Raw genomic sequence first — 23,540 nt, 5'->3', positions numbered from 1 at the left:
CGTATGTTCCACACGACAGGGTCGATATCACTCCAGTGATATCGGCAGTCAAGGACCGTGCAGGCCAGCCCTGTCACGCATCATCGGTGGTCAGCATCGCGATGGCATCCAGAAGTTGAGGAAGGTCTTCAAGGCTGTCGAGGACGACGTCAGCTCCTGCGGCTGCCAGTTCGTCAACGCTGGTCTTGCCTGACGCGATACCAATCACGGCCGCTCCGCCCTCGATTCCCGTACGGACGTCCTCAAGGGAGTCTCCGATGATGACGGTATTGGAGCGCGTGAACGATGAGCCGTATCTGCCTTGAGCACGGCGCTGAGCCACCGAGACGAGAGCGGGGCGGTGATCGTCATCAGAGGAGTACCCGCCGATCTCGGTGTCGAGGAGCCCTTCGAGTTGGAAGGCCCTCAGCTTCAGAAGCGCGTTGGGCTTGAGGTTCCCCGTGACAACGGTCGGCACGAGGCTCGCCTGCCCATGCACTGCCTTGAGGGCAGATACTGCACCGGGCAGAAGGACCCCGAGGCGCCGAAGATCTTGAGCGTGCGCCGCGAGTCGGTGCGGTAGGAGGTCCACCATGCGCGGTAGCAGCCTGGGGACATCCGGCTCAGGGACGCCGTTGTCGAGGAGCAGCGACCGGATTGCGAGGGGCATGGTTACCCCTGTGCCCCTGGCGGGAAGCCGGTCCGCCGGCCGCCCGACGATCTCGGAAAAAGTCTCGCGGTAGACCTGCCGGTCGATATCGCCGACGTACAACAGCGTGCGGTCGATGTCCCACAGCACGAGGATGCGATGGGCCATGGTCAACTCCTGCTCCGTTTTCCCTGCATGGCGATGGCTCGTTCCAGGACGCCTTGCGCGTAGGGGCTTTGGTCCGCCGCGCTGAGTTGGTCGAGCATGGTTTGAACGTGCTCGTTGAAGCGGGCGGACTGAAGGTGCTCGGCGAGGTCGAGAGCCTCGTGTGCCACGGCACAGCCGGCTTCGAGATCGCCTTGTGCTGTGTGGGCTGTGGCAGCGCGCGACAGGAAGAGCCCCTTGGTTCGCTGGTCTCCAGGGTTGAGCGTCTTCATTGCCTCGGTGAAGCTCTCGGCAGCACGACGTGGATCACCTAGATCGAGGTAGCAGCTGGCAGCCTGGCCGTGGATCTCGCCTTCGTTGATCCAGTACAGCCAGTGCGGATCACGATCTGAGCGCCCTTGAGCACAGAGTTCGGCCGCGCGTCCAAGCGCAGCCAGTGCCGATTGACGTTCGCCGAGCTTCGCGTGTCCACGAGCCTGCCGCGTCAGCAACATGGCTTCGAGCGCCGGAGTGCCGAGATTCCCGACTGCCTCCCGAGCTCGCTGCGCCGCCGTGACGGCACGGGATGGCGCCCCTGTGGAGTATCCGTAGATGGCGATGTAGGAGAGGGCGCCGGCACCGAGCCGGACGTCCCCCGACGCCTTGGCCGCGCGCAGGGCTGCATACAGATACCCCAGAGTTCCGTCGCGGTCACCGGAGTCGAAGGCGAACCAGCCCGTCTGCGTAGCAGTGTCGGCAATGATGGCCGCGAGCTGCCGGCCTGTTGCCTCGTCATACGACGTGTCTTGCGCGAGGTGCTTGAGGAACGACAAATGCTTGTCGCCGAGTGCCTTGAGAGTGCCGCTGCCAGCGGTCGCGTCCATCGTGCGCAGATGGTCCGTGGTGTGCTGGAGACTGCCGAGCAGTACTTGAGAGAGGCGGCTTCCCTCGGCCGCACGATGGAGTGGCTCCGCTTCGGCTGCATCCCACTGATTCACGAAGGCCGTCAGTGCCACGCCACCAGCGGCGAGGAATCCTCGACGGTGCATCGCGCTGCCCTCCATCGCTATATCCAATGCCGCCACCATACGGGCCGTGGTCCAAGGCAGGCTCGGGTCGGCATCACTGGGGACCGGAAGGGAACCATGCACGGATGACGTGAGCGTGGAACGCGGCAGAGGAAGTGGGACAAGCTCAGCTGGGACAGAGAGACCCGACAGGAATTGGACAATTCTGTCGATATTTGTGAGTCGGCGACTGCCTGCCTCCAGCATGGACAGGAACGCCTGGCTCAGGCCCGTGAGTTGGGCCAAGTCGTCCTGCCGGAGGGAACCGCGCAGCCGGATCAAATTGCTGACTCGCCCGAAGTCCCATGCAACGAGCGCGCTTCGCACATCTGGATCGAACCAGACGTGCTCCGGGACTGTAGGCAGGTGCGGTTCCACAGGCCGAGACCGGGTGCATGTGAAGCACAGCGGGCCAGTGTTGTAGTTGCTCAGCTGGTTGCCGCATCGGCCGCAACTTCGCTGTGACTGCTCCTGCATCTCGCGCCTCCCCCGCGTGAGCGCAACGTCAATTACTCCAGGTGGAGCCGGGATCACACAAGTGATATCACCCCCGGAATGTGCAGGCGGCGACTTTCGCCGCCAGTCTTGGCAGCCCCCAGTGGGGGGCGAGCCCCCAGTAGGGCGTGAGTGGAGCAACCGACCAAGGCCCACGACAAGGACTGGCGATGCACTTCACAGCGCAGCAGACCAACACCGCTTCTTCCATGCCGGGCAGCCGGTTACACGTGCTGTCCGGCCCTGCGACGAGGCTGACAGCAGGCGCTCGGAGTGCGGTCGGGCTGAACGTCGTGACCGACTGGCCGGCCCGACTCGAAACTGAAGGATGCTCCCACCTGCCGCCTCGAAGTCGTGACCACGAACTCGAAGGGCACAGGGAGGTCGGCATGAGAATCGGCACTGGGGAACAGGTCTCCCCCACCGTTCAGGTGGAGTTCCCTGCGTCGGACCGGCATGCCGCTGACGTCCGGTCGCTGGTCAAGGACCACCTCACGGAGTTGGGCCTGGTGGACGCGATCAACGACACGGTGCTGGCCGCCAGCGAAGTCTTCGCCAACGCCGTGAAGCACGGCAGCTCTCATGAGACCGACACCGTCTTGGTGGAGGTCGAGTGCGCGACGGACGTGCTTCGGGTCGCCATCACCGACTCGTCGTGCGCGTTGCCGGTCCGCCGAGCTGCTGCTGGCTGGGACGTCAGCGGACGCGGCCTAGCACTAGTCGAAGCGGTCAGCGAACGATGGGGCGCAGATCTCGCTCAGGACGGCAGCGGCAAACAGGTGTGGTTCACCCTGGCGCACTCTGCCCCCGCGTGATCCACGACTAGCGCGCCCCCACTCAACTACACGATCGAGATCAAATGCCCCGTCTGTTACCTGCTCCCCGCTTTCTTCCCAGACTGCAGATTCCTCTAGCGAGCTCGACTGGGCAAGCCATCCTCAACAGCCCGTCGTTGGGACGTTCGGCTCCCATCCCGATCCGGCCAGCGGGACGTCCCAGGACGTCCTGGCCGGGCCCTACGGGGCGGTACCGGCGTCTCTGCGCTCCCTGAACGATTCCCGTGTAGCCCGCGGCGCTGTGTCTCCCGTGAACGAACCGCCCTTGTCGGCGAGTGGCGGCTCGAAATGCCTCGGCGGCTCCTCTTGGGGTGTCGCCGAGGCAACGCCACGATCGCCAACTACGAACCTCACTGATGGAGTTGCCCTTATGCCCCGCACCACGACCTCGGCCCCTACAGCCAGCGGTGGGCAGGCGGGCGGCGTCTCCCGGCCGGAGGGCTCATTCCAGGAACTGGACCGTGGTCTGAGGACCGTTCTGTCGACGCTGGCCCCCGGGCCATCGCCTCTCGTACAGGAGGCCCTTCATCGTAAGTTGACCAGGCTGGTTTTCGCCGAGACTGCCTCCGTCAGCGAAGACCCGGACGAGCGACACGTCCAACTGCTGTTCATGCGCGGCCACTTGATGCGACTACTCGGGGCAGTCCTTCCCGTCGACGCAAACGAGCCCATTCTGGAGGACAATCGACTGGTCGCACGCGTGCGTGCCCTACTCGACGAGGAGATTCCCGGCGACGCCGTGCGTGTGGCGTCCCTACACCGGCGAATGTCCGAGGTCGGGCGGGAGCTGCTCGCCGCCCTTCCTGCTGTCGACGCCTCGCACGACGTTGTCGATGGCTGGGGCAGGACTGTGTGCGCCGGATTCGATTCGACGCGGATCCGTGAAGCCGTTCGTGCGGCGAAGTCCTGGAAGGAAGCAGGGGTTTACCCGCATCCGCGCACTCTCGTGGCGGTCACACAAGCGCTCAGCGGCTACATCACCACGCTCGTACCCTACGTCTCGATCCACCTGGAATCTCTTTCCGCCGGGAGTCGAGGGTGGTCCGCATGCCGGGAGGCGATCGAGCGCTCGCAGGAGGCTCGCGACGTCGCTCCGGGAGAGGGGCTCAAGGCGGCGCTGGAGCACGCCTTCCGTCTCGCGGTCCACACCGGGGTCCTGCTGCGCTACGCCGAATGGGACTGCGAGCGGAGCGGTGAGTGACATGACCGGGTCCTATCGCGCGGCCCGCCCTCAGCGGATTCACCGTGCTCCGGCTTCTCCACCGACTTCGGGCTCGCCCCGCAAAGACGAGCCGGCCCCTGGACGCGTTCGACGTGGCTGGCGGCAGGCTCGCGCGCACTGGGGCGCCGTCCTCCTTGCTGCCTCCATCAGCCTGCCCACCGTGTGCGTCCTGGCCGAGCTCGCCCTGCAGCTCTACGGCGGGTCGTAGCTCACGCCCCAACCAGCCGACCAGCAAAGTGGGCCGGCCCCGATAAGACGACGACTGTGTCAGAACACCTAAGGAGTACGACCATGCCGGCCCCGGACGAGACCATCTCGCCGCCGCTTTCCGCTCAGGAGCGGGAGGCTCTGCTGGGCATCTCTCAGGGAAGGACGACCGCAGAGACGGCCTGCGACATGGGAGTGTCCGACAGCACGGTCAAGACGTACATCCTCCGGATCGGCGGAAAGCTCGGAACTTCCGAGCGGGCGGGCATGGTGGACCTCGCCTACCGTCACGGGCACTTGGACGCCCCCGGGCCTGTGGACATCGTCGAGCTGCCCAAGGAGCAGCGCACAGTCCTGACAGCGCTCGCCGACGGAAAGACCGTCCAGGAGATCGCGGCTGGCGAGAAGCGTCCGCTGGACGACGTGCGCAAGGACGCTCGACGCCTGCTGCGGGCGCTGGGTGCTTCCTCGGCCGCGCACGCGGTCACGCGAGGATGGCAGCTCCGTCTCCTGGGCCCCGCGACCGGCCGTGACAACTCCGGAGACGTCGTCGCCATGGCAGGACAGGCATGAACGCCCGCATCGAGGCCGGCAGCCTGCGACCGGGCGGTGGCCGCATTCACCAGCACGCGGGGGACATCTTCACCTGCGATCGGCGACAGGACTTCGTGCCCAACGTGATCCGTACGCACCGAGGTGGGCGCTGGCGCAGGGTGGACCGGAGTAAGAACGCCGGCGAGTGGGCGAAGTTCGTCCATCGCTCCGAGATGCTCGTGTTCGACGTCGACGATGGTGGGGAGGGCGGCCCCGGCATCGTCACAGGAGTGATCCCGTCCAAAGAAGACGTCGCGGCGCGCCTGGCCGCGCTCGCTCCAGTGCCGGGGACGGCCGTGGCCGAGATCGGCACAGACTGCGGCTGGACGGCAGCCTCTCTGGAGCACCTTCTCCAGGGCGGCCAGGTGGTGACGGCCGCCGACACAGAACGTCTCGCCGAGATCGCCCGGCAGCGCCTACGCCCCTACCCGCGGGTTCGGGTGGTCAGCGGGTCTGAGGCCGGGGTCTTGGGACCGGCGGGCTCGTTCCACGGGCTCCTGTCCCATCGTGCCGTACGCCGTGTGCCGTGGGAGTGGGTCACCCGGGTTCGTCCGGGTGGCCGGCTGTGCTTGCCCGTCCGTACCGCTCTGGGCGGATCCAGCACGCTACTCGTCCTGACCGTGGCGCGGGACGGGGCGTCGGCCAGTGGCCGTTTCCACGCCGGACCGGCTCCGCAGACCGTGTGGCTGCGCGAGCACCGCCCTGGTGAGGGCACCTCCGTCGAGTCGCAGGGCAGCCCGAGGGCGTCGGAAACCCTGGACGCGAGGGGGGCGCACGTACGGCCAGCGGCCCGGTTGTTCGCCGGCCTGCTTCGCCCTGACCTTCGGATGCAGGTCGTGCGCGGCGTTGCGCAGCTCGAAGGCGACGTTGCCGACCGCCTGCGTATTCATGACCACCAGGCGTCTCGGGCAGTGGTCTTCCTCCACTCCCCCCGCATCTACGAGTGGGGGCCGCGCGATCTCGGCTCCGATCTGTTCGACGCGCTCGGTCAGTGGCACGCGGCCGGAGAACCAGAGGTTGAGCAGCTGGGCGTGACGATCACGGAGACCGAACGCACACTGTGGCTCGGTGCACCGGACGGTCCGTCGTGGCGCCTGCCCGAACTCCACACGATCACCGGCGAGGTGGAGCGGCATGCGACCTGACCATCCGATGCTCCTCCACCCCTCCGCAGCGATCTCCGAGTTGCAGGCACGGCCGTCGAGCGCCCGGATGCAGAACTACCTGCTCGGAGGGCGAGACCACTACATCGTCGACCGTGACGGGGCCCTTCGGGCGGCCGACCGCATGCCGTTCCTGGAGAGCGCCGTCCGCCACGAGCGCAGGTACGTGCTCCTGATGGTGCAGGCCCTGGCCATCGCGGGCATCCGGCAGCTGGTCGACTTCGGCTGCGGCCTTCCCCACGGCCCAACGCCGGTGGATGTCCTGACCCGCATTCATCCCGACGCCCGCGCCGTGTGCATCGACAACGACGTGCTGGTGCACACCCACGCCGAAGAAATGATGACGGCCAAGGCGCCCGCTGTCGTCGAGAGCCTGTGCGCCGACGTACGCGACCCCGAGTCGATCCTCGCTTCCAGAGAAATCCTGGAGACGATCAACTGGCGAGAACCGGTCATCCTTCTCCTCGGCAGCGTGCTCCACCACATCGAGGACACCGCGGCGCAGCCCCTGACCGTCCTCATTGACCAGTACAAACACGTCGCCGCCACCGGCAGCGCTCTCGTCATCACGCACGCCACCGCCGACGTCTCGGGCAAACCCGTGCGCCGATTCGCCAAGACCATGACGGCGGACGGCTGCCCCGTCCACCTGCGGACGAAGGAACAGATCGCCCGGCTGTTCGACGGCTGGCAACTGACCTCCCCGGGCCTGACCGCGCCACAGACACTGGCACTCGCATACCCGGTCCTGCCCCAGGCCGCGTCATACGCCGGCACGGCCCGAAAGGAGACCGCGCATGGCCGAGCTGTGTGATCAGCAGACCGGCGTGATCAAGCCGGTGACCAGCCAACTCCCCATGGTGTCCCGGCTAGAATCCGTGGCGTCCGGAAACGGGCACCCGGGCGTCGCGGTCACTGACGCTGGACGTCACCTCTGTCTGCACCCCGGAGATCCCCATGCCCAACACCCGCGCGTTCTCGCGCGTTCCCGAAAACCCCTTTGCGGGTCGGTTACCCGACGCTACGCCCTGGTGCCCGGACACGAGTCGGCGCCGGCCGCACCTGCATTTGGCAGGCCAGTGGTGACCGGGCAGACAGCCTCGCATCGAGGCGGGAACGACATGGCCCAGCGCCACCGGGAACCGGTCGACGTCCATCTCATCCTGCGGCGTGGCGGCGAGGTGCTGCTGAGCCGGCGGGCGGGCGACACCTACACGTCGGGCTTACCGCACATGCCCTCCGGGCACCTCGACGAAGACTTCGAGGACGTGGTCACCGGGCTGGTCCGGGAAGCCGAGGAGGAGCTGGGCGTCGTCATCCGGCCGGCCGATGTCCGCGTCGCGCTGGTGATGCAGCACCGCAGCCCCAAGGGTCACAACCGCACCGGCTGGTTCTTCGAGGTCACCCGGTGGTTCGGCGTCCCGCGTATCGCCGAACCGGACCGCTGCTCACAGCTGGACTGGTTTGCCCTCCATGACCTGCCCGACGACATGGTGGCGTACTGCCGGGCCGGCCTGGATGCGTACGGCAACGGGCACTCCTTCGCCCTGCACCTCCAGGAACCCGACGACCCGATCGCCTACGACGCGAACGGGCCAAGCCGTCTGCACCCCTTGCCCGCTCGGGCGCCGGACCCCTACGCCGTCGAGCAACAGCTGGCTTCCGCCAGCCGGCATCCATCGCCGAACCACCATGCCGTTGGCGCCGACGCCGGAGGCGAAGGCGCACGAGGCCCCGTAAGGAACCCCTCTATGACCGATGTGGCCGTGGCCCCCGACGAGGCCACCCGGCTCCGCAACAAGGTCGTCGACCAGCTCAAGGAGGACGGCACGATCGTGTCACCCGCGGTCGAGGCCGCCATGCGCAAGGTGCCCCGGCACATTGCCGTACCAGAGGCGTCGCTCAGCGACGCATACAGCACCTACAACGCCGTGGCCACGCAGGAGGAGGAGCACGGCTATCACACCAGCTCGGTCTCTGCCCCGCAGATCCAGGCGATGCAGCTGGAGCAGGCCGACATCCGCCCCGGCGACAACGTGCTGGAGATCGGCACCAATGGGCCGAGCGCGGCCTACCTCGCGGAACTGGTGGGATCCACCGGGCAGGTCACCACCGTCGACATCGACCCCGCGCCCGCCGACCGCGCCAGGCGGTTCCTCGCCGAGACTGGCTACACCGACGTCAACGTCGTCGTCGCCGACGCCGAGAACGGCCTGCCCGAGCACGCCCCCTACGACGCGATCGTGGTGACGGTCGGGGCCTGGGACATCCCGCCCGCGTGGACCGTCCAGCTCAAAGAAGATGGTCGGCTGGTCGTGCCCCTGCGTATCAACGGCCTGACCCGCACCTACTCCTTCGTCCGGCAGGCTGACCACCTGTTGGCCACGAGCGCTCACGTGTGTGGTTTCGTGGCGATGCAGGGCGCCGGCTCCCACGCCCAGCAGGTGATCCAACTGCCTGGGGACAAGGGCGTCACCCTGCGATTCGACGAAGGGCTGCCCACCGACCCGTCGCTCCTGGACGGCGTCCTGGACACTGCCCGCGCCGAGACGTGGACCGGGGTGAGTGTCGCCAGCCAGGAGCCCATCGGCACCCTCCAGATGTACCTGTCCACGCAGGTCCCGGCGTTCTGCTTCATGTCCACCACCCCCGAGTTGGCCACCGGCAAGATCGGTCCCACGGGCAACAGTTGGTCCATGGTCGCCATCGACGGGCCGCACTTCGCCTACACGGTCGTGCGCCGCGACACCGAGAAGAAGACCGCAGAGTACGGCGTCCACGCCTTCGGGCCCAACGCGGCCGAGTTCGCTGAGCGAATCGCCGACATCTTCCGCACCTGGGGCGAAAAGGTCCGCGGCACGGACGGCCCGCGCATCGCCGTCTACCCGGCGGGCACGCCCGATGACCGGGGCACCGGCGACTGGATCATCGACAAGAAGCACAGCCGGATCTCGATCTCCTGGCATCCGGCGTAGCCGCTGGGTGCCAGGACGTCCTGCAACACCTGACCAACACCATCCCACTGAACAGGAGGACTTGCTGTGACATCTGCTGTGACGACTTCTCGGCCGGCGCACGTGGCGGCGGTGCCGGGAGATCCCTTCGATCTGGACATCATCGTCGTCGAATCCAGCCAACTGGTCGGCACGGTGGCCGCTTCTGATGGCGGCTGCCAGGCCACGTGCGGCAGCGGCGCCTGTACCTCCAGCGGCGCCTGATCACCCCATCAGACCCCCGACACGGTGACCCAACCGTGCCGGAAGCCCGCCAACAGGCGGCACACACAGCGGCTTTGACCGCACAGCCTCAGAAGGAGAACCCGCACATGGAAAACGACGAGTTCGACCTCGACATCAGCGTCCTGGAGTCCGGCGACGGCTCGACCACGCTGGTCAACCTCACCGACGACGGCTGTGGCAGCACCTGCTCCAGCCCGTGCGCCACCGCCGTCGCCTGAGCACCCTCCGCGGAATCGACGAGTAGGGAGACCCCACATGGAGGCGAGCGCGGTCAAGCAGCAAGCCAGCCCGCCTGCTGCACCGGTCGGTGACCCGTTCGACCTGGACATCAGCATCCTGGAGTCCGGCGATGGGTCCGCCGTCCTGATCAACCTGACCGACGACGGCTGCAAGCCCACCTGCAAGGGGTCCTGCGCCACCAACGTGGCCTGACCCTTCGCATCAACCGGTACCGGTCCGCACGATGTGCGTTCGTCGTGCGGACCGGCACCGCACGGACACGGAACAGGAAGGGCTCATGAACTCGAGGCACGAGGTGCTCTACCAGCGCGCGGACGTGGCACTTGTCAGGGCCGCCCGCCACACGCGGTTGCCGCTGCCACCGTGGCCCGACGTCACTGGCGAGTCTGCGGGCCACGTGCAGCAGTGGCTTACGTGGCTCCGTGCGGTGTGGGCCCTCGACGAGGTCTCGGATGCCGTTGAGCAGGCCAGTCCCTCGCTCGCACGGCACATGGACGCACTGTGCACGACGACCGCCGTCCCGCAGGCCCGACAGGTCCGCCGGATGCTGGTGTCGGTGATCCGGTATGTGCAACGGATGACCGGCCGCGCGACGCCGAACGGCCTGTTTGCCGGGATCGCGCTGGCCACACTCGGGGAGCGACCGGAGGTGCACTGGGGCAGGGGGCACCGGGCCGTGGCCCGTGCGGACGCCGCCTGGGGAACGGAGGTGATCCGTCGCCTGGAGGCTTGCCCCGAACTGCTACGACGTCTCCCCGTGGTTGCCAGCAACACCTCTTTCGTCCGGGGGGACCGATTGATCGTCCCCTACCCTGCCCGGTCGCGAAGCACCGGCAAGCCGACGGCAGAGGTGTCAATCAGGTTCACCTCTGCGGTGCGGGCCGCGTTGGACGCTGCGCGATCACCGATCAGGTACGACCTCCTGGCGGACAAGGTGCAAGCCGGGTTCGCCCAGGTTCCCGAGCCGCGGGTCAGGGAGCTGGTCACGAGCCTGATCCGGAACGGCGCACTCGTCAGCAGCCTGCACGCCCCTTCCGCCGTACTTGATCCTCTCGACCACCTTGTACGGCAGCTGGACGCCGTCCACGCCGACGACGTAGCGCCCGTGGCGGACCTGCTCACCGACCTGCGATCCGTGCGCGACACCGTGGCCCAGCACAACCAGGCCCTCACGCCAACGGACGGACGGCGCCTGCGCCGCGCGCTCTGCCAGAAGATGACGAAGGTCGCCGCCGCAGATCACCCGGTGGCGCTGGACCTGCGCATGGACTGCTCGCTCGTACTGCCCACCCAGGTCGCACGCGAGGCGGAGCAGGCGGCCACCGTACTGGCCCGCCTCACGCCAGCGCCGTTCGGCATGCCCAGCTGGAAGGAGTACCACACCCGCTTCTTCGAGAAGTACGGCATCGGTTCCCTGGTGCCGCTGCGGGACGTGACAGACCCCGATGCCGGGCTCGGCTTCCCCGCCGGGTACATGGACAGCGAGCCGGAGGCGCGCGAGACGCTGTCCAAACGGGAGCAGCGGCTTCTTGCTCTCGCCCAGGCCGCCGCTCTTGAGGGCCGCGACGAGATCGTGCTGGACGAGGACCTGATCAGCCGCCTTCAAGTCGGGGACCAGGACGGCATGCAGGTACCGCCGCACATGGAGGTCTCCTTCCGCGTCGAGGCTGCTTCGACCGACGCCCTTGCCCGCGGTGATTTCGCGCTCTGCGCGATCCACCCGTCACGCGGCATCGGCACCACGAGCGGGAGGTTCCTCGCGCTCTTGAATGCCGACGACCGAGCGCGCGCCGCCGCAGTGCTGGAAGGACTCCCCGTCAACGCACCCGGGGCGCTGCCGGCGCAACTCTCCTTCGCCCCGCTTGACCGAGCGGACTCCAACGTCAGCCGCGTTCCTGAGGTGCTGCCAGCCGTCATCAGCCTGGCTGAGCACCGGACCACGGACGAACGCACCATCGACCTTGACGACCTGGCCGTCGGCTGCGATCGGCGCAGGCTCTACCTCGCCTCCCTCTCACGCAAGTGCCTGGTGGAACCGCACGTGGTGCACGCCCTGGACCTACGGGCCCACACACCGCCCCTCGTCCGATTCCTCGCCGAGATCAGCCGCTCCCAGTCCGCCGTCGTCACCGACTTCTCGTGGGGGGCCGCCGCAGCCCTGCCCTACCTCCCGCGCGTGCGCTACGGGCGCGCTATTCTCGCGCCCGCCCGCTGGCTGATCCACGCCTCCGAGGTACCCGACCGAGCCGCGTCATGGGAGGAGTGGCACACGGCAGTTGGTCAGTGGCGCACGCAACGCCGCGTGCCCGAGTCCGTTGCCCTGACCGAAGGCGATCAGCTTCTCCCGCTGGACCTCTCCGAGAGCGCCCACCGCGCCGCATTGCGCGCCCATCTCGCGACGGCCGAGACCGCCGTGCTGACGGAGACTTCCTCAGACGGAGGCGGTTGGTTCACTGGCCGCGCCCACGAGATCGTCATCCCCATGACGGCCACCCGCGCCCCGAAGTGGCCAACGGTTCCCCCCGTCACCGCGGACCGCCTGCTCACCCGTGATCACGGACACCTACCCGGCACCAGCCCCTGGCTCCTGGTCAAGCTCTACGGACACCCGGAACGACACGCCGAGATCCTGTCCCGGCACCTACCCGGCCTCCTCGCCCAGTGGGAGACCCCACCGACATGGTGGTTCATGCGCTACCAAGACCCTCGTCCGCACTTGCGACTGCGGATCGCCGTCCCCGAACCGCCGAATGTGGGGCAGGCCGTCACGCGAATCAGCGACTGGGCCGCACATCTGCGCCGGGCCGGCCTGGTGAACGATATGCAGTTCGCTACCAACTACCCCGAATCCGGGCGCTGGGGCACGGGGCCGCTGATGAGCCTCGCCGAAGACGTCTTCGCCGCCGACTCCCGTGCCCTCGCTGTGCAGTTCGCCCAGCCGAGCCGCCCACATCCACGAGTCCTCGCCACAGCGAACTTCGTGTCCCTCGCCTCCGCCTTCACCGGCGGCGTGGACGAAGCGATGGAGTGGCTGTTCAGATACGGGAAGATCACAGATCCGCGCCCCCTCGACCGGCAGGTCCTTCCTGAAGCGGTCCGCCTGGCTGACCCGACCGACGGCTGGGCGGCCTTGCGGGCCCGCGCCGACGGTGAGGCCATCACCGCGGCCTGGGCGCAACGAGACCAGGCCATCGCGCGGTACCGGTCCCGGCTGCGCGAATCCGACCTCGATCCCCACCTCGTGCTCGATTCGCTCCTGCACGCCCACCACATTCGGGCCAGTGGCATCGACAAGGACGACGAGCGTATGTGCGTCCGGCTGGCCCGCGCCGCAGCGCTGGCCTGGACGGCACGGAGGGGGAACAACCATGGATTTGCGTGAGACCGCCCGCCTCGCAGCCGGGGCCATCGCCGACCGGCTCGCCTCCCCGGACGACGTGCGCGACCTCGACCTCAAGCAGGGCTGGTGGCCACAATCCCTCGCGCACGGCGCCGTCGGCGTGTCTCTGCTGCACATCGAGCGCGCCCGCGCAGAGCAGGGCCCTTGGCAGCGTGTACACGACTGGCTTGCCTGCGCGGTCGACGGCGGAGCCGTTGGCGGAGCGGACGCCCACCTCTACTATGGAGCGCCCGCGCTCGCCTTCGCCCTCCACTGTGCCGCCGACCGCCCTGGACGGTACGCCCGTGCTCTGAGCACACTCGATACACACGTCACGAACCTCGTCCGCTCGCGACTTCGCGCCGCCCACGACCGCATGGACCACGGCGCGTTCCCCGAGCTGGCGGAGTACGACACGATCCGCGGACTCAGCGGCCTGGGCGCACTGCTGCTGCATCGCGGAACCAGCCCCGATCTCCTGCGGGACGTCCTCACCTACCTGGTGCGGCTCACCGAGCCGGTCAAATACGACGGCGAAATCCTCCCCGGCTGGTGGAGCCACCTTGCCCCCTCTGGCAAACGTTCCCCGGACTACCCGGAGGGGCACGCCAACAACGGCGTGGCCCACGGCATCGGCGGCGGTCTCGCACTCTTGGCTCTCACCGCCCGCCAGGGCATCACCGTGCCCAACCAGAACGAAGCGATCACCCGCATCCTCAACTGGCTGGACCGATGGCAGCAGGACGGACCAGCCGGACCGTGGTGGCCGTACTGGATCACCCACGACCAACTGCGCAACGGCAGACCCGGCCCCGGTCCCTCCCGCCCATCCTGGTGCTACGGCACCGCAGGCTTCGCACGTGCCCAGCAGCTCGCCGCCCTCGCCACCGGCGACACCCACCGCCAACACCTTGCCGAGACCGCCCTCCAACAGGCCATGACCGATCCAGGCCAACGCAACGCCACCGTCGACCTCTCCCTTTGCCACGGCTTCGCCGGACTGGCGCACATCACGCAACTCACCGCCGCCCATGCGATCACCCCCGGCCTCACCGACTGCCTGCCCAGCCTGCTCGCGCCGATCACCGACACCGCCCCTGACACCCTCGTCCACACGCTGTGCAGCCCGGCCGACGGCGGAGACATCGGACTCCTCGAAGGGGCCACAGGCACCGCGCTCGCGCTCCACGCCTTCTCCACCGAAGGCCCCTCCCTGTCCGGCTGGGACAGCTGTTTCCTGACCAACTGACCTGGAGAGACACACATGGCTCCGGAAGAATGGCCGCAGCGCGTCCTGATCTTCAACGCATGGGACCAAGCGGAGACAACGGCCGCACAGCATCTGCTGCCCCTGCTGGCCGCCAACAACGCCGAGCTGGCCCACTGGTCGTTCCTGCGGAAGTTCCCCACCTGGCGGCTGCGATACCGCCCCGCCGGCCCGGCCGCGGCCAAGCGCCTAGACCTCGCGCTGGATGAGCTGGTCTCGGCCGGCGCCCTCGCCTCCTGGAAGCCGCAGATCTACGAGCCGGAGGAAACCGTCTTCGGAGGACCGGCCGCCATGGCCGCCGCACACCTCCACTTCCACGAGGACAGCCACCACATCCTCGAACACCTCGCCCGCCAGCAGTCTGGAACGCCCGACCCACTCGGCCGACGGGAACTGGCCGTCTTGATGCTCAGCGTGGCGATGCGCGCTGCCGGCCTCGACTGGTACGAGCAGGGCGACGTGTGGGCGAAGATCGCGGCTGAGCGAGACGGCGGCACAACAGCAACCGACCGGGTGAGAGCCGCCGTGCAGCGACTCATGACCGTCGACGTCAGCCCGTCCAGCAGCCTCGCCCGCGACGGCCGACTGGAGACGCTGACCGACTGGATCAACGCGTTCGACGCCCTCGGCCGCCGACTCGCCGACCTCCACCACGGTGGGGAGCTCCAACGCGGCCTGCGGGCCGTACTCGCCCACCACGCCATCTTCCACTTCAACCGACTGGGCCTCCCCCGGGAGGACCAGCACACCTTGTCAACACTCGCGAAAGAGGTAGTCATGGGAACGAGCGACAGCACCGCGTCCACCCACAGCACCACGTCACCGGCCACTACGGTCAGCGACGTGAACAGTGACACCGTCGAAGCCAGCACCGCCCACCACCTGCGTACTCAGCTCATCGACCGGTTGGTCACAGAGGGCTCGGTTCGCACACCCAGCGTAGAGGAGGCAATGCGGACGGTACCCCGCCACGTCTTCGTCCCCGGCGCTCCGCTGGAGACGGCGTACAGCAACGCGCCCGTCAACATCAAGTCCGACGACAGCGGCGCGTCCATCAGCTGCGCCTCCCAGCCCGACATCGTGGCGATCATGCTCGAACAGCTGGAGGCGGAGCCGGGGCACAAGGTGCTGGAACTGGGCGCCGGCACCGGCTTCAACGCGGGACTCCTCGGCTACCTGGTCGGCGAGAAGGGCCACGTCACCACCGTCGATGTGGACGACGACCTGGTCGAAGGCGCCCGCGCCGGACTCGCTGCGGCGGGCATCGACAACGTCGAGGTCATCCTCGGCGACGGCGCACTCGGTTACGCGCCGAACGCTCCCTACGACCGCATTGTCGCCACGGTCGGCGCCCACGGAGTCCCGCACGCCTGGCTCGACCAGCTCGCCCCCGGCGGACGACTCCTTACCCCGCTGCGCCTTCGCGGCAGCGTCTCGCGCTCGATCCCCTTCGAGCGAGCCGAGGACGGCGCCTGGCGCAGCGTCGGCTCCGAGATGAACACCTTCATGCCGCTCCGACGCGGCATCGCGGACGACCCGCGCCGCCTCGTGAAGCTCACGGACGACGGCGCTGTGACCCTCGTGACCAACGGCGACCAGGTCGTCGACGCCGAGGCCCTGGCCGGCGTACTGGGTCAGACCCGCACCGAGGCATGGACCGGCGTGAACTTCCGGGGACCGGAGTCGGCCGAGTGGCTGGAGCTCTGGCTGACCTGCACAATGCCGAACGGCCTCAGCCGGATGCCCGCAACCCGAGCGGCCATCGACCGGGGTGTGGTCACCGCCCCGTACGCCAGCTCCACCGCTGTGTTCGAAGGTGGCACGCTGACGTACCTCACCCGCCGTACGGCCGCCGAGAAAGCCCCGGACGGCGCCACCCTGTACGAGTTCGGTGTCATCGGCCACGGGCCCGAGGCGCAGACCCTCGCCGACCAGGTCGCCGAGCAGATCCGCGCCTGGGACCGCGACTACCGCCGCCGCGAGGTGCGGTTCGAGATCCAACCGGTCGACACCGCTGCACTCGCACCGAAGCCTGGCCGCTTCGCGCTCGACAACGCGCTCAACCGCCTGATCATCGAGTGGCAGTGAGATGGACGCCAACCGGATAGCACAGCGGTTCCCGCTGGTCGCTCGTCCGCGCCCCGCGTGCCCGCCGCTCTCCGAGCGCGTCAAGGAGATCAGCACCCTGGCTGAGACCGCTCACCAAGAAGGCGGTCTCAGCCAGGCGGCCACAGCGATGAACAAGTCGGCCCTGATCGCCAGTGACTGCGGTCTTCCGAGACTGGCACGCGAACTGTGCCGACGCCACGCCGAGATCTACCTGCGCGCCCAGCCGTTGGGCGCGCAGGAAGCGCGGTATGCCTTGGAACCCCTCGTCAACCTTGCCCGTCTGCACATCCGAGACGGCGAAGGGGAACATGCCTACCGGCTCCTCGCCACCCTGAACCGCGCGGTAAAGAGCAAGACTGATCTGCTCTTTGAGGATCACCCTGTATCGTTCCGGAACCTCACGGCCACAGCAGAGGATCACCGGACCGTGTGCCAGTGGCTGTGGACGGTGCTGCTGGGCGATGGAACGCGCGCGCTCGTCGCAGCCAATCAATGGGACCGCGCACGGGCGCATGCTGTGCAGCACAAAGGAATTGGCCGTCGCCTCTTCGACGGCCGCCAGGTGGAAATCGTGTCGCGCTGTCTCCGGGGAGACCCAACCTCGGCACGCCGGATCATCGATGAGAGCACGCTAACCGAAGCCTGGGAACACCCCGTCGCGGCATGTCTTACAGCGCTCTGCCTCATGGCCGGCGGAAGGGCGTCGGAAGGCGCAGGCGAGAAGATGGCAGCGGAGTACCTGAGTCTCGACACCGCGTCTGAACTGGCCGTCTTCCGAACACGCGTTGGGCTGACAGCCCTCGACCTCTCCCCGCATTCCAGCCAGGCCGAGGTCGCCCGTCGCCTCGTGAACGACGCAGTGCGTTTCGGAGACGGGTACGTCGCGCGAGACGTCCTCTCGCACGCCGCTTGTTCCGCAGAGATGACCGCAGGAGAACAACGCAGGCTGACCGAAGCGGTCGCCTCCGCTGGGCTGGGATGCGGCGAAATGCCGCACATGCTGGAACGTGATCTCCTCGATGCCGTGGAGGTGAGCACGACGGCAGTTATGCAACACCTCGTTGGCCAGCACTCTTCCTAGCCGCGATTTCCAGCCCATGACCTCGCTCGAATGGAGACCCACCCTTGCCTCCCATCACCGATCCCGCCGTATGGCGGAATGAGGTCGTGAGCCGCCTCGTCGACAGCGGCCACCTGCGGACCCCAGAGGTCATCGCCGCGTTCCGGGGCACCGAGCGCCATCGGTTCCTCCCTGGTGTCGACCTTCAGAGCGCCTGCGTCGACGACGCCGTGGCGATCAAGCATGACGCGGCGGGCGCGATGCTTTCCTGCATCTCCGCACCCTCCATCGTCGCCACCCAGATCGAACAACTGGGCGCCCAGCCCGGCCACAAGATCCTCGAAGCCGGGGCCGGCACCGGTTACAACGCCCGGCTGCTCGCAGAGCTCGTGGCTCTCGAAGGCCATGTGTGGACCGTGGATGTCGACCAGGACCTCGTCGACGGCGCGCGGAAGAACCTCGCTCAGGCCGGGGCCGCAAACGTCACCGTCGCACTGGGCGACGGCGCCGCCGGTCTGCCCGAGCACGCGCCCTTCGACCGCATCCAGTTCACGGTCGGCGCCGGGGACATCCCCGTGCGGATTCTCGACCAACTCGCCCCAGGTGGCCGCCTGGTCATCCCTATGCGAATTCGCGGCAGCATCTCCCGGAGCTTCGCGTTTGAACGCGACGGCCAGACCTGGCGGACGGTCTCAACCAAGATGATGACGTTCATCCCCTTGCGCAAGGGCGTCTGCGACGACGTCCGAACCATGATCGATATGACAGGTGAAGGCGACGTGCGCTTGGAGACCTACAGCGAGCAGAACGTCGACCGCGAGGCGATCCGCACCGTCCTGGACCAGCCCCCAGCCGAGATCTACACCAACCTGAAGTTCCGCAAGGGCGACTCCTACGAGTGGCTCTACCTGTATCTGGCGTATGTGCTGCCGAACGGCCTGTCCCGGATGCCGGGATCCCGCTCCGCCCTCATCCCGAACTTCGGCTGGGGCTCGATGACCGCACTCGACAATGACTCCTTGGCCTACCTCACGAAGCAGGAAGGCGGGGACGAGCACGGCACGTTCTGGCAGATCGGTGTCATGGGCACGGTCCGCGCGCCGCCGAACTTGCCGACCAGGTCGCCACCGAAGTCAGCGAGTGGAACCAAAACTGGGGCAACAACTCACCTGAACCCAGCTTCCGCATGGCCGTCGGTGACGCCCGCAACCGACTCACAGCCTCCGAGTCACGCTTCGTCATGGACAAGCCTTGCAGCCGCCTCGTCGTCGACTGGCCCTGCAGAAGTTGAGCCGACGATGCCATCACAGCATTGGAGAGAAGTTCAGCCCGGTTGACCAACATCACCGAGCATGCAGAGCAGCGGTATTTCCCCTTCTGGGTGCCAACACCCGTGTGCACCATGCATTTTTCACAGGCTTCTGACCCGAGAACATCGATTACTTCCCTGCTTTACCTGTAAAATCAACGAAGGCCGGAAACGGTCCCCCGGGCGTCGCGGACATGACGCAAGACGACAAGTCTGCGCCCCCGGAGGACATCGTGCCCGCCCTGTTTCCCGCCTTAGCCGGTATGACGGCCCATCTCGGCCGCACTCCGACCAAAGCGGTCGCCAGCTGCACAGGCGCGCCATCCGTCAGGCGCGCCGACGCCTCAAGTCCCCCAGCCACACAGGCCATTGCCGTCGACCCGATTGGCAACGCGGGGTCCCTCGGACGCACGCACCCGGCAGAAACCCAATTCCGTGAGCATCACTGTCTCCCTGGTTGTTGTGCTGGCCGTCATGGTGTGGCTGCTGATCCGCAAAGGCGGCCTCAAGGCCGGCCACGCAATAGCGGCTGTGCTCCTCGGCTTCTATCTTCACGACAGCTCACTCGCTCCGTCCATCAGCCGCGTCGTACAAAGTGTGGTCGAGACGATCAGCGAGATCCGCATATAGACCGGCCGCCGGGGCACCCCCGTGGGCCCGGGCCGTACGCCGCCTCCCCCGTCGGCTGCGGTCTGGCGTGCGTGCCCCGGCGGCCACTCCCACCCGAGTCCCGGCCTGCTCGCCGCGGTTCCCGCGCCCGGTGCGGGTGCGCTGCCCGCCCGTTCCCTGCCGGCTACGCCCTCCCCCCTGTCAGGACCACGTTCCGCGAGGTCACCAATGTCTGAACTGTCATACCCGCGACCAATCGGTCACCGACGTGGCCAGCGGCGGCGTGCGCGCGGCGCCGAGCCACTGCGCACCGAGAAGGGACTGCGCCTGCGGCTGCGGCTTCTGGTGCTCGTGCCCGCCCTCTTGGTCACAGCGATCTTGTGTATGGCGGCTGCCGTCGGCACGACGGCACGCGTCCATGTCGATGGCTGGATCATCGGGGCGGTGGCAGCAACCGCTGGCCTGGCCGTGCTGCTCTCCGCGGATTGGCTGGCAGTTCGCACGGCGACTGAGCTGCACCGGCAGCGCAGCTGGTACAGCGATTCAGTGCATGGCTGGCTTCGGCACTTCCAGTCCGGTGTGGACGAAGGACGCAAGAGCATCAGCGATGCTCTGGAGAAGCTCGACCGGGGCGAGCGGCCTTCCCCTCCCGACTTCAGCTCGGCACAGGCGAACTCCGACGGCAACCCGTGGAACGAAACCGAGGCCGCTCTGTTCCAACTGCACGCAGAAACGTGGCGAGCGGTGGTGAACGGGCGGCAGACAGAACTGACCCAAGCACTCGTCTATCTCGCCGGGGGCTTGACCCTGCTGCTCGTACGCGCGCTCGGCACCGTGACGGAGCTGACCAACCAGGTCCAGGACCCGGACTTGCTGTACCGCGTGTACGACGTCAATAACTTGCTCAAACGCATGCGCCGGTCGGCCGGACGACTGGCGGTCCTGGGTGGTGTGAAGGCCCGCCAGCTGAACCAGCCGATCGGGCTGGTGGCTCTGCTGCGTGGCGCGTCGGGGGAAATCGAGAAGTACGCCCGGGTCCGCATGCACACATCCACCCTGGATGTGCAGATACCGGGCTTCGCGGGACCCGACTTGATCCACCTGCTGGCCGAGCTGGAGGAGAACGCCACGCTCTGCTCGCCACCAGACAGCAAGGTCATCGTGCGCGCGACGAGGGTGACCGCGGGCCTGGCCGTGGAGGTCGAGGACCGGGGCATAGGAATGGCTCAGGGCGAACTCGATCGCTACAACCGGATGTTGGCCAATCCACAGGACACCGACCTGGCCGAACAGCTGGCGCAGCGCCGTACCGGCCTGCTCGTGGTGGCCAAGCTCGCCCGCCGGTACGGCATCCACGTGCAGCTGCAGAAGAACCTCGTGCATGGCACCACGGCGCTCGTTGTGGTGCCGGACAAACTCCTGCTCTGGCAGAACAAACCAGCGGCCCTGTCACCGGATCAACCTGCCGCATACGTCGCTGCTACACCAAGCCCGGAGGCGGACTTCGTGGGCCGCCCCTGCCCTCGGCCGACGGGCGGTCCCCGGCTCAGTCCCCCCGCTCCGGCCCCGGCAGGAATGGCGCCATTGCCCCACCGTGCCGCGCGGCCCACCCCAGAACACAACGCTGCTTCGGCAACGATCAGTGCAACGCCACCGGGCCCAGGACACGACACGCGCCCCAGGTTGCCGCAGCGGACACCACAGGCGACGGTTCACGAACCTGTGGCCCTTGCCGCGCCAGAGGCCGCGCCCGCCTCACTGGCGCCGCCGGATCCGGCCTTTGTCAGCAAGTTCACCCAAGGCGTGCACCGCGCGGAGCAAGCCGAGGCAGACGGCGTGGCGCAGCCGTCCGAGGAGAGTACGAGATAGCCGCAGGCATCCGCCTCCCGACCACGTCCTTTCGTGCCCGCCCTCGCGCCCGGGCACCAGCCGTACAGCGTACGGAGATACGGAGATTTCGATGACCACCGACTCGACGACAGTCCAGCCGGAAGAGGTAGTGGACCAGCTGCTCAACGATCTGGCCCAGGTGCCGGATGTGACCGGAGTCCTGCTCGCCTCGCAGGACGGTCTGAGGCTGGCTCACGCAGGACCGGGAATGGACGGCACCCTGGCGGACCGCCTGGCCGCAGTGATCAACGGCATGTACTCGATCGCCAACGGTGTCGACGACGGCAAGGGCCGTGTCGAACAGGTCCTCGTCAGGAAGAACAACTGGATCCTGTTCATCATGAGTTCCGGAAGCCCGCCGGCCGTGGTGGCGCGGAACGCCGGACGCGACCCGGACAAGGTCGAAAGCGTGTTGGGCGTGCTGACCAACACGCGGGCGGACGAGGGTGCCGTCGGTTTCGCGATGGTCAACCTGATCCAGCGGATGGGCGAGTTGCTGGCCACACAGGCACGCGTGGGCGGGGTCCCTTCCGGTGACGGCCAGTGAGATGGCGGCCGCAAGCGGCTCGGCCTGGACCGTCGAGGACACAGAGGCCCCCAGCCTCTATGTCCTGACTGGCGGCCAGACCAAGCCCACACACGACTTGCAGATCGAGACGCTGCTGTGGACCGAGGGAGAACGGCCCTCCGGCCAGCCGCCAGAAGCCGAGCAGGCCATGGCGTTGTGCCGGGAGCGTCCCCTGGCCGTCGCCGAGATCGGCGCCCTGATCGGGCTGCCGTTCCAGATCACCAGGATCCTCATGTCTCGGCTGATCGACATCGGTGCGCTGAGCGCCGTGACCGCCACAGGCTCCGCTGACCTTCCCGACGTTGCTCTCCTGAAGGCCCTTCGCGATGGACTCCTCAAGCTCTGACCTCGTACTCTCACGCCCGCTCGGCGGGAAGCCCACCTCTGTCAAGATCGTCGTCGCCGGCGGGTTCGGAGTCGGCAAAACCACGTTTGTGGGCGCCGTCTCCGAGATCACCCCGCTGCGTACCGAGGCCGTGATGACCGCCGCCTCGGAGGGCGTGGACGACCTCAGGCTGCTGTTCGACAAGAAGGCGACCACCGTCGGCATGGACTTCGGCCGGATCACCTTCCCGCAGCTGAACACCATCTTGATGCTGTTCGGCACGCCGGGGCAGACGCGGTTCTGGTTCATGTGGGACGAGCTCACGCGAGGAGCCCTTGCCGCGGTGGTCCTCGTCGACACCCGTCGTCTCGACGAGAGCTTTCCCGCGGTCGACTACTTCGAGCGTCTCGGATTGCCCTTCCTGGTCGCCGTGAACGAGTTCGACAACGCCAGCCGCTATGACCCGGACGAGGTCTCATCCGCTCTCGCCCTGCCGGCCACGGTTCCGGTCGTGCTGTGCGATGCCCGCAAGAGGGCGGACGCGGCCGGCGTACTCGGCCGACTCGTCGACCACGCGCTCACCCGCTCGCATGACCCTGCCAACATCCTCCAAGGAGCACAGCTGTGAACCCCCAAGCTCGGTCCGACCTCCGGTCCGCCACCGGTCAGGACATCGACTGGCAGAGCCACCTGCCCGAATTCTTCGACCCCACAGCGCCGCCCGTCGGCGCATTCGACGCATTTGCCCAGCAGGTCGCGAACGCGGCCGGCACTCCGTACGCGATGCTCAACTGGATCAGCAGCGAGCAGTTCTTCCTCGGTGTCGCCAACCCCACCGGAGGCGAACTGCCCATGATCGGCCGCACCATGCCACTGACCACCGGGTTCTGCCCGCACGTCGTCCAGCGCCGGGGCTCGCTGGTCCTGACCGACGTCCTCGACTTCGACGAGTTCGCCGGCAACCCGGTTGTCGACGAGATCGGGGTCCGCGTGTACGGGGGAGCCCCCCTCATCGACGAACGTACGAACCATGTCTGGGGCACGGTCTGCGTGGTCGGCACCGAGCCGCGAGAGCGCTCGGAAGGCCGCCCGCTGTGGGCCCTCATCGACCACTACCGCGACCTCTTCATGACCGAGTTCTACCGGCGTACCAGTGCTTAGCAGCACCCGCGCGCCCGGCCGCACCACT

General features: G+C 67.7%; 22 protein-coding genes and 1 pseudogene. 21 read left to right on the top strand and 2 right to left on the bottom strand.

The window, feature by feature from the left end:
* Positions 1-73: 73 nt before the first annotated feature.
* A complete protein-coding gene (locus tag AB0I77_RS16045; protein ID WP_363283159.1) occupies positions 74-796 on the bottom strand; it encodes an HAD hydrolase-like protein in 723 nt (240 codons plus the stop codon).
* 2 nt (positions 797-798) lie between these two features.
* The gene (locus AB0I77_RS16040) at positions 799-2,166 is read right to left on the bottom strand and encodes a helix-turn-helix transcriptional regulator (RefSeq protein ID WP_363283158.1); all 1,368 of its coding nucleotides are present in this window, start codon (positions 2,164-2,166) and stop codon (positions 799-801) included.
* Positions 2,167-2,723: 557 nt separating this feature from the next.
* On the opposite strand from AB0I77_RS16040, the gene AB0I77_RS16035 reads away from it, so the two are divergent.
* From AB0I77_RS16035 to AB0I77_RS15935, 21 genes and pseudogenes are all read left to right on the top strand, one after another.
* Positions 2,724-3,149 carry an ATP-binding protein gene (locus AB0I77_RS16035; protein WP_363283157.1) on the top strand — a complete coding sequence of 142 codons (426 nt, stop codon included), beginning with the start codon at positions 2,724-2,726 and terminating at the stop codon, positions 3,147-3,149.
* A 556-nt stretch (positions 3,150-3,705) separates the two neighbouring features.
* Positions 3,706-4,371: a DUF6415 family natural product biosynthesis protein gene (locus tag AB0I77_RS16030; RefSeq protein ID WP_363283156.1), complete on the top strand. Its 666-nt coding sequence runs from the start codon at positions 3,706-3,708 to the stop codon at positions 4,369-4,371.
* Between the two features lie 312 nt (positions 4,372-4,683).
* Positions 4,684-5,172, top strand: a complete 489-nt coding sequence (locus AB0I77_RS16025; RefSeq protein ID WP_363283155.1) for a LuxR C-terminal-related transcriptional regulator — start codon at positions 4,684-4,686, stop codon at positions 5,170-5,172.
* A complete protein-coding gene (locus AB0I77_RS16020) occupies positions 5,169-6,338 on the top strand; it encodes a methyltransferase (RefSeq protein ID WP_363283154.1) in 1,170 nt (389 codons plus the stop codon). Before AB0I77_RS16025 ends, AB0I77_RS16020 begins: the two co-directional genes overlap by 4 nt.
* Positions 6,328-7,170 carry an SAM-dependent methyltransferase gene (locus AB0I77_RS16015; protein ID WP_363283153.1) on the top strand — a complete coding sequence of 281 codons (843 nt, stop codon included), beginning with the start codon at positions 6,328-6,330 and terminating at the stop codon, positions 7,168-7,170. The genes AB0I77_RS16020 and AB0I77_RS16015 overlap by 11 nt, the downstream gene beginning before the upstream one ends.
* A pseudogene (locus tag AB0I77_RS16010) lies at positions 7,154-7,834 on the top strand (NUDIX domain-containing protein); the annotation flags it as partial. The gene AB0I77_RS16015 and the pseudogene AB0I77_RS16010, both read left to right, overlap by 17 nt.
* A 273-nt stretch (positions 7,835-8,107) precedes the next feature.
* Entirely contained in the window at positions 8,108-9,331 is a 1,224-nt protein-coding gene (gene fxlM / locus AB0I77_RS16005) for a methyltransferase, FxLD system (RefSeq protein ID WP_363283258.1), read from the top strand.
* A 66-nt stretch (positions 9,332-9,397) separates the two neighbouring features.
* On the top strand, positions 9,398-9,574 hold the full coding sequence (gene fxlA / locus AB0I77_RS16000; protein ID WP_363283152.1) for an FxLD family lanthipeptide: 177 nt from the start codon (positions 9,398-9,400) through the stop codon (positions 9,572-9,574).
* 107 nt (positions 9,575-9,681) lie between these two features.
* The gene (locus AB0I77_RS15995; protein ID WP_185006852.1) at positions 9,682-9,813 is read left to right on the top strand and encodes an FxLD family lanthipeptide; all 132 of its coding nucleotides are present in this window, start codon (positions 9,682-9,684) and stop codon (positions 9,811-9,813) included.
* Between the two features lie 37 nt (positions 9,814-9,850).
* Positions 9,851-10,027: an FxLD family lanthipeptide gene (locus tag AB0I77_RS15990; protein ID WP_363283151.1), complete on the top strand. Its 177-nt coding sequence runs from the start codon at positions 9,851-9,853 to the stop codon at positions 10,025-10,027.
* 85 nt (positions 10,028-10,112) lie between these two features.
* Complete coding sequence (locus AB0I77_RS15985; protein WP_363283150.1) at positions 10,113-13,217, top strand: lantibiotic dehydratase; 3,105 nt, start codon at positions 10,113-10,115, stop codon at positions 13,215-13,217.
* A complete protein-coding gene (locus AB0I77_RS15980; RefSeq protein WP_363283149.1) occupies positions 13,204-14,463 on the top strand; it encodes a lanthionine synthetase C family protein in 1,260 nt (419 codons plus the stop codon). Before AB0I77_RS15985 ends, AB0I77_RS15980 begins: the two co-directional genes overlap by 14 nt.
* A gap of 15 nt (positions 14,464-14,478) precedes the next feature.
* Complete coding sequence (fxlM, locus tag AB0I77_RS15975) at positions 14,479-16,569, top strand: methyltransferase, FxLD system (protein ID WP_363283148.1); 2,091 nt, start codon at positions 14,479-14,481, stop codon at positions 16,567-16,569.
* 1 nt (position 16,570) lies between these two features.
* Entirely contained in the window at positions 16,571-17,671 is a 1,101-nt protein-coding gene (locus tag AB0I77_RS15970) for a hypothetical protein (protein ID WP_363283147.1), read from the top strand.
* 44 nt (positions 17,672-17,715) lie between these two features.
* Positions 17,716-18,987 (top strand): methyltransferase, FxLD system, encoded by a 1,272-nt coding sequence (gene fxlM / locus AB0I77_RS15965; RefSeq protein ID WP_363283146.1) that lies wholly within the window; start codon positions 17,716-17,718, stop codon positions 18,985-18,987.
* A gap of 407 nt (positions 18,988-19,394) precedes the next feature.
* On the top strand, positions 19,395-19,589 hold the full coding sequence (locus AB0I77_RS15960; RefSeq protein ID WP_363283145.1) for a hypothetical protein: 195 nt from the start codon (positions 19,395-19,397) through the stop codon (positions 19,587-19,589).
* 363 nt (positions 19,590-19,952) lie between these two features.
* Positions 19,953-21,437 (top strand): ATP-binding protein, encoded by a 1,485-nt coding sequence (locus AB0I77_RS15955; protein ID WP_363283144.1) that lies wholly within the window; start codon positions 19,953-19,955, stop codon positions 21,435-21,437.
* Positions 21,438-21,528: 91 nt separating this feature from the next.
* Positions 21,529-22,005, top strand: coding sequence for a roadblock/LC7 domain-containing protein (locus AB0I77_RS15950; protein WP_363283143.1), 477 nt, complete (start codon positions 21,529-21,531; stop codon positions 22,003-22,005).
* A gap of 1 nt (position 22,006) precedes the next feature.
* The gene (locus AB0I77_RS15945) at positions 22,007-22,372 is read left to right on the top strand and encodes a DUF742 domain-containing protein (protein WP_363283142.1); all 366 of its coding nucleotides are present in this window, start codon (positions 22,007-22,009) and stop codon (positions 22,370-22,372) included.
* Positions 22,353-22,979, top strand: a complete 627-nt coding sequence (locus AB0I77_RS15940; protein WP_363283141.1) for an ATP/GTP-binding protein — start codon at positions 22,353-22,355, stop codon at positions 22,977-22,979. The genes AB0I77_RS15945 and AB0I77_RS15940 overlap by 20 nt, the downstream gene beginning before the upstream one ends.
* The gene (locus AB0I77_RS15935; RefSeq protein WP_363283140.1) at positions 22,976-23,512 is read left to right on the top strand and encodes a GAF domain-containing protein; all 537 of its coding nucleotides are present in this window, start codon (positions 22,976-22,978) and stop codon (positions 23,510-23,512) included. The genes AB0I77_RS15940 and AB0I77_RS15935 overlap by 4 nt, the downstream gene beginning before the upstream one ends.
* Positions 23,513-23,540: the final 28 nt, after the last annotated feature.

The organism is Streptomyces sp. NPDC050619, from assembly GCF_040654815.1.
Lineage (GTDB): Bacteria > Actinomycetota > Actinomycetes > Streptomycetales > Streptomycetaceae > Streptomyces.
This window is presented reverse-complemented; position numbering and strand designations above follow the sequence as displayed.